Origin of the sequence: Agromyces sp. NPDC052230 (assembly GCF_040679595.1) — a bacterium.
GTDB lineage: Bacteria > Actinomycetota > Actinomycetes > Actinomycetales > Microbacteriaceae > Agromyces.
The window spans coordinates 387919-394097 of the sequence record NZ_JBFAVC010000004.1 but is presented as its reverse complement, the minus strand read 5'-3'; the positions used below and the strand labels follow the sequence as shown (position 1 = coordinate 394097).

The following is a 6179-nucleotide window of genomic DNA, read 5'->3' as shown; positions in this document are numbered from 1 at the left end:
TTCAACACCGCCACACGTGCACGAGACATACCCGCGACTGTGACCCATGTCCCGACTCACCAGCGACCCATCACCTGTGACACATGTCCTGAACCCAGACACCTCCGGGGGCACGTTGTGATGAGTCGGATCCGATCAGTTCGCTGAGGATCCGGCTCGATCCGTTTCCGGGCCGCGCAGCACCCATCGCGGTTCCCACGCACGCGTCGTCGAGTGTCGCGGCGTCCGGCCCCAACGAAACGACCGCCCCGCTCGTCTGAGAGGATGACGGCGGAATCGCCGCCGTCGGGAGGAGCACGGGTGGCCCGGTCGTGGGACGAGGTGGCGACGAGGCTCGTCGTCGAGCGCGGCGACGCGCTCAGCCGTTACGCGTACCTGCTCACGGGCAACGTCGACGATGCGGCCGATCTCGTGCAGGACGCGCTCGTGCGCACGTTCGGCACCCCGAGGTTCGGCATGACGCTGCCAAGGGCCGAGGCCTACGTACGCCGCGCCATCCTGAACGCGGTCATCGACCGCTCACGCCGCGACGGCACGTGGCGCAACGTGCGGCACCTCGCCGTGGAGCCGTCGGCGGTCGATTCCCCGGCGTCGGCCACCGACGATCGGCTCGACCTCATCGACCGCATCCGTCGTCTCGCGCCCCGGCAGGCCGCGTGCATCGTGCTGCGCTACTACGAGGACCTCACGGTCGACGGCGTGGCGCAGACGCTCGGCATCAGCTCGGGTGCGGTCAAGCGGTACCTGAGCGACGGCCTGCGGGCGCTCTCCACCTCGATCGACCCTGGGGGCGCGCGCGCCCCGCGGAGTGGAGGCAGCCATGTCGGCTCCTGACCCGAACGACCACGGCCTGCTGGGCGAGCGGCTGAAGCGGGCAGCGGATGCCGCGGCGGCGCGTCCGATCGACGTCGACGAGGTGCTCCGCCGCAGCCGGGCAGCACGGCGAACCCGCCGCACGGCAGTCGTGAGCGGCGTCAGCGCGGTCGCCGGCGTGCTCGCCGTCACCGGCCTGGTGCTCGGACTGCCGGGACTGCTCGGTCCGACCGCGACCGACGGACAGGTGGCGCTCGAGTCGACTGAGTCGAGTGGCGGCGCAGCCGAGGACGCTGAGGACTCGCGTCTGGTCGCACCGCACGAGGTGAATCGTTGCGGTGCGCCGGTGGCTCCGGCGACGGATGCCGCGACGAGTCCGCTCGTCGTCACCGTCGAAGCGCCGATCGCTCCCGTGCGCCCGGGCAGCTCGAACCCCGTCACCGTCACGGTCACCAATGTCGGTGCAGACACCGTCACCGGCGGCATCGATCTGGATGCCCCGCTCACGGTGGCCGATTCGGGTATCACGGTGTCGCATCAGGGCGCGGTTCCCGATCTCCCGCCACTGCCGATCGCGCTGGCACCGGGCGGATCCGCCGAACTGGAGGGGTCGTTCGAGACGCGGACGTGCGCGGCGGCCGACGACGACGCCGAGGCTGCCTCGACGCTCGCACCGGCGCTCGCGTCCGGCGATTACGCCCTGAGTGCGGTCGTCACGTACACCGCGCCCGACGGGGTGATCCGCTACCTCATCTCTCCGCTCGCACCGTTCACCGTCGGCTGATCGCGGGCCGTCGCAGGCTACCCGGCGGCAGGCCCGTGGACGCGGCATCCGCCCGCCCCATAGACTCGGAGGGTCCGCTCGGCCCGGGGGAAAGGCACTGGTGCATGGCATCCGTTCGTGGCAGTTCGGTGGTTCTTGCGATCGCGCTGGGGGCGGCGATCGGGGTCGCGGCGCCGACCGTCGCGTGGGCTGAAGACCCCGTCGAGTTCGGGTCGTCTCCCGTCGTCGACACGGTGGGCGCGCTCGGCGGACGCACCGACGAGGTCGTCGAGGCGATCGACCGGGCCGCCGCCGAGACCGGCCGTCAACTCTTCGTCGCCTACGTCGACGAGTTCACGAACCCCGAGGCCGCCGACAGCTGGGCGAACGACACGGCCATCGCCAACAACATGGGCGCAGAGGACTACCTGCTCGCCGTGGCCGTCGACGAGCGCGCCTACTACCTCTCGGCCGATGCCGAGGCGTCGCTGTCGGACGACGAGCTCGACCGCCTGCAGATGGAGGTCATCGAGCCGCGCCTCCGCGACGACGACTGGGCGGGCGCCGCCATTGCGGCGGCCGACGCCCTGGGCGGCGGATCGGGCGCGGTCGACGGCGGCGGTGGCGGCGGCTGGGGCTGGCTGTGGTTCATCGTCATCGGCGCGGTCGTCGTGGCGATCATCGCGATCATCCTCGCCCGTCGTCGCAAGGGCAAGGGGCCCGGCGCGGGCCCGGCCGGCCCGCCGCAGCCCTCGATCGAAGAACTCCGGCGCGAGGCCGGCGGCGCACTCGTCGCCGCCGACGACGCCGTGAAGACGAGCGAGGAGGAGCTCGGATTCGCCGTCGCCTCCTACGGCGAGGAGGCGACCGCCGACTTCCGCACCGCCCTCGACGGCGCGAAGGCGAAGCTCGCCGAGGCGTTCACGCTGCAGCAGCAGCTCGACGACGCCGAACCCGACATCGACGAGGAGCGACGCGCCTGGTACGGCGGCATCATCCGCCTCGCGGGCGAGGCCGACGCGCTGCTCGATGCCCAAGCCGAGCGATTCGACGAGCTCCGTTCCCTCGAGCGCAACGCGCCGGCCGAGCTCGAGCGCGTGCGCGCGGAGGTCGACGCGGCACAGGCGGTCGTCGCGCCGGCGGCAGAACGGCTCGCGGCGCTCACGTCGCAGTACGCGGCATCCGCCCTCGCACCCGTCGCCGACAACCCCGAGCAGGCCGAGGTGCGCCTGACGTTCGCGCGCGGAGCGCTCGACGAGGCCGCCGCCGCGCTCGCCGCGGGACGTGCCGCAGACGCGGCGGTCGAGATCCGCGCGGCCGAGGAGGCCGGCGACCAGGCCCGGCTCCTGAGCGACGCGATCGACCGGCTCACCGCCGACCTCACCGCCGCCGACCAGGCGATCGCGGCCGGGGTCGCCGACCTCGAGCGCGACGTGCAGACCGCGCGCAGGTTCGGCGCGGGCGCCCCGGCGCAACTCGCCGACCGCGTGGCATCCGACGCCGCTCAGCTCCGTGCCGCAATCGGGGCGCCCGGGCGCGACCCCCTCGCCGCACAGGCCCGGCTCGAACAGGTGAACGCCGAGATCGACGCGGCCATCGCCGGCGCTCGGGATGCCGCCGAACAGCGTGCCCGCGCCGAGGCGCAACTCGGGCGCTCCCTCACGGGCGCCCGCGCCCAGGTGCAGGCCGCCGAGGACTACCTCGTGGCCCGCCGGGGAGCCGTCGGCGCCGAGGCGCGCACGAGGCTCGCCGAAGCCGGGCGCCTGCTCGTCGCGGCCGAGGCTGCTGCGGCATCCGATCCGGCGAACGCCCTGGCGACCGCGCAACGCGCCGAGTCGCTCGCCCGCTCGGCACTCTCGATCGCCCAGCAGGACGTCGGCGGCTTCGGGGCCGGCATGGGCGGCGGATTCGGCGCGCCGATGGGCGGCGGAGGCGGGGGTGGCGGGGGCGACCTCTTCGGGGCGGTGCTCGGCGGCATCCTCATCAACTCCGTGCTCGGCGGGGGCGGCGGAGGCGGCGGCTTCGGCGGCGGCGGACGACGCAGCGGGGGCTTCGGCGGCGGCTTCGGCGGCGGCGGACGGCGCTCCCCGGGCAGCTTCGGCGGCTCGGGAACCCGCGGCCGCCGCGGCGGAGGAGGGCGGTTCTGATCCCACGCGTCCAACCCACCACGACCTGACGACGATCAACGATCACCACGAAAGGAACCACCATGACGAAGCAGTCCATCTTCGGCCGCATCTCGCAACTCCTGAGGGCGAACATCAACGCGCTCATCGACCAGGCCGAGGATCCGCAGATGATGCTCGACCAGATGGTGCGGGACTTCACCAACTCCATCGCCGACGCGGAGGCTGCGATCGCCGAGACGATCGGCAACCTGCGCCTCCTCGAGGACGACCACCGCGAGGACGTCGAGGCGGCACGCGAGTGGGGCGAGAAGGCCGTCGCCGCGAGTCGCAAGGGCGACGAACTGCGCTCGGCGGGCGACGCCGCCGGCGGCGACAAGTTCGACAACCTCGCGAAGGTCGCCCTGAGCCGCCAGATCTCGTCCGAGAACGAGGCACGGTCGGCCGAGCCGCAGATCGCCGCGCAGACCGAGGTCGTCGAGAAGCTCAAGGCCGGGCTGAACGGCATGAAGGAGAAGCTCGTCCAGCTGCAGAACAAGCGCTCCGAGCTCATCGCGCGTTCGAAGACGGCCCAGGCGCAGAAGCAGGTGCACGACGCGATCAAGTCGATCGACGTCCTCGACCCGACGAGCGAGATCGGGCGCTTCGAAGACAAGATCCGCCGTGAGGAGGCCGTCGTGCGCGGGCAGGCCGAGCTCGCGGCATCCAGCCTCGACTCGCAGTTCAACGAGCTCGAGGACCTCGGCGAGCTCACCGAGGTCGACGCACGCCTCGCCGCGCTGAAGGCCGGCGGATCGTCGCAGGGCGCCATCTCGGGCTGACCCGGTCGGTGTCGGATGCCGCGGCCACTGGTGGGCCGCGGCATCCTCGTCTGGTCGCGGCATTCGCCGTCTGATCGAGACCGTCCTCCTCGCTGGGATCGCGGATCAGGCCGGCACGAGCGAGCGCACGACACCCGAACGGCCGAGTCGGGCATCGGTCGTCAGCAGCAGGCAGTCGAGCGCGTTCGCCGCTGCCACGTAGAACGCGTCGGCCGAGCGGACGGCACTGCGAAGCGCCCACGCGTCGGCCGCAAGACCGGCATGGCTGAGCCGTTCGACGGGCAGTGCGGCGAACCTGGCCATCGCGGCGTCGGCCTGCATCACGTCGAGCTGCCCGCCCCGCTCGAGCCGTGCGAGGGCCGAGGCGATCTCGAGGTCGAGCAGCTCGGGCGCGACGATCACCTCGCCACGCACGGTGCCCGTCACCCAGTCGGCGTGTCGCCCACCGATCAACAACTCGACAACGGCGCTCGCGTCAATGACGAGCATCGAGTGTTCGCACTTGATCGATGAGCGCGGCCGAGTCGAGGTCGAGCCGCGGCGACGCCTGCCGATTGCCGCGCAGCCACTCGTTCATCGCCGCGATTCGGAGTTCTCGCTCGATCATGCCCGTCACCAGTTGGCTGATCGACACTCGCTCCTCGAGCGCTCGCCGACGTAGCGCCTCGTGCAGGGCGTCGGGGAGGTCCTTCACCTGCAGGTTGGCCATGGCGCTCGACCCGAACCACCACGAACGGGATACTGGGATCCATGCCTGCTCCCGCAACCTTCGTCGTCGTCCCCCTCTGGCAGGGTTCCGTGTCCGCTCGCGCGATGAGCTTCGCCGACGGGGCGATCGCCATCCAGGGCGACCTGCCCGCCGCCGCGACGATCGTCGTGGACGTCCCGATCGAAGCCGGCGACTCCCTCGGCACGGGCGTTCGGCGTTACAGCGCGTTGCACCGGGTGCGCGAACGCACCGAGATGGCGCTCGCGGGAGTGTCCGACCTGGCGATCACGATCGGGGGTGACTGCGGGGCGGCCCTCGCCGCCGTCGCGCACGCCTCCCGACGCACGGGCGGCGACCTGGCGGTGCTCTGGCTCGACGCGCATCCCGACCTGAATACGCCCGAGTCCTCCCCGTCGGGTGGATTCGGCGGCATGACGCTGCGCGCGATCGCGGGTGAGGGTGCCGACGGGCTCGCCCTCGACGATGCGACGCGGGTGGCGCCCGGGCGACTCGTGCTCGGAGGCATCCGGGCCGTCGACGACGAGGAGCAGCGATACATCGACGAACACGGCGTCACCGTGATCGGGGCGAGCGACCTCGCCGACCCCGCGGTCGTGATCGAGGCCCTCGAGCAGACGGGCGCTTCGAACGTGTTCGTGCACGTCGACCTCGACGTGCTCGACCCGACGGAGCTGGCCGGCCTCTCGTATCCGATGCCGTTCGGCGTCGAGGCGGGCGTCCTCGCCGCACTCATCCGGGCAGTGGCGGCGCGATTCCCGCTCGCGGGCGCCGCGATCGCCGGCTTCGCCCCCGCCTCCCCCGAGGCGGCCAACGACGACCTGCCCGCGATCCTCCGGCTCGTCGGCGCGCTGACCTCGGGCGAACGCGCCGCGCGCGACGCCGACCGCCGGGCCGACGCCGTCTGACGCGGACATCGAAGGCGGAGG

7 protein-coding genes are annotated in these 6179 nt (G+C 72.5%); 5 read left to right on the top strand and 2 right to left on the bottom strand.

Annotation, left to right across the window (positions count from 1 at the left end; genetic code table 11):
* Positions 1-300 precede the first annotated feature (300 nt).
* The 4 genes from AB0K73_RS11815 to AB0K73_RS11800 all read left to right on the top strand — a co-directional run bounded on the left by AB0K73_RS11815 (position 301) and on the right by AB0K73_RS11800 (position 4523).
* Positions 301-834, top strand: a complete 534-nt coding sequence (locus AB0K73_RS11815; RefSeq protein WP_360512309.1) for a SigE family RNA polymerase sigma factor — start codon at positions 301-303, stop codon at positions 832-834.
* On the top strand, positions 821-1597 hold the full coding sequence (locus tag AB0K73_RS11810) for a hypothetical protein (RefSeq protein WP_360512311.1): 777 nt from the start codon (positions 821-823) through the stop codon (positions 1595-1597). Before AB0K73_RS11815 ends, AB0K73_RS11810 begins: the two co-directional genes overlap by 14 nt.
* Positions 1598-1701: 104 nt before the next feature.
* Positions 1702-3723, top strand: a complete 2022-nt coding sequence (locus AB0K73_RS11805) for a TPM domain-containing protein (RefSeq protein WP_360512313.1) — start codon at positions 1702-1704, stop codon at positions 3721-3723.
* Positions 3724-3785: 62 nt separating this feature from the next.
* On the top strand, positions 3786-4523 hold the full coding sequence (locus tag AB0K73_RS11800; protein ID WP_360512315.1) for a PspA/IM30 family protein: 738 nt from the start codon (positions 3786-3788) through the stop codon (positions 4521-4523).
* Between the two features lie 105 nt (positions 4524-4628).
* Here the strand turns inward: AB0K73_RS11800 and AB0K73_RS11795 are convergent, their stop codons facing one another.
* The gene (locus AB0K73_RS11795; protein WP_360512317.1) at positions 4629-5012 is read right to left on the bottom strand and encodes a type II toxin-antitoxin system VapC family toxin; all 384 of its coding nucleotides are present in this window, start codon (positions 5010-5012) and stop codon (positions 4629-4631) included.
* Positions 4999-5232, bottom strand: a complete 234-nt coding sequence (locus AB0K73_RS11790; protein ID WP_360512319.1) for a hypothetical protein — start codon at positions 5230-5232, stop codon at positions 4999-5001. The genes AB0K73_RS11795 and AB0K73_RS11790 overlap by 14 nt, the downstream gene beginning before the upstream one ends.
* Positions 5233-5273: 41 nt before the next feature.
* On the opposite strand from AB0K73_RS11790, the gene AB0K73_RS11785 reads away from it, so the two are divergent.
* Entirely contained in the window at positions 5274-6158 is an 885-nt protein-coding gene (locus tag AB0K73_RS11785) for an arginase family protein (protein ID WP_360512321.1), read from the top strand.
* The last annotated feature ends 21 nt before the right edge of the window (positions 6159-6179 follow it).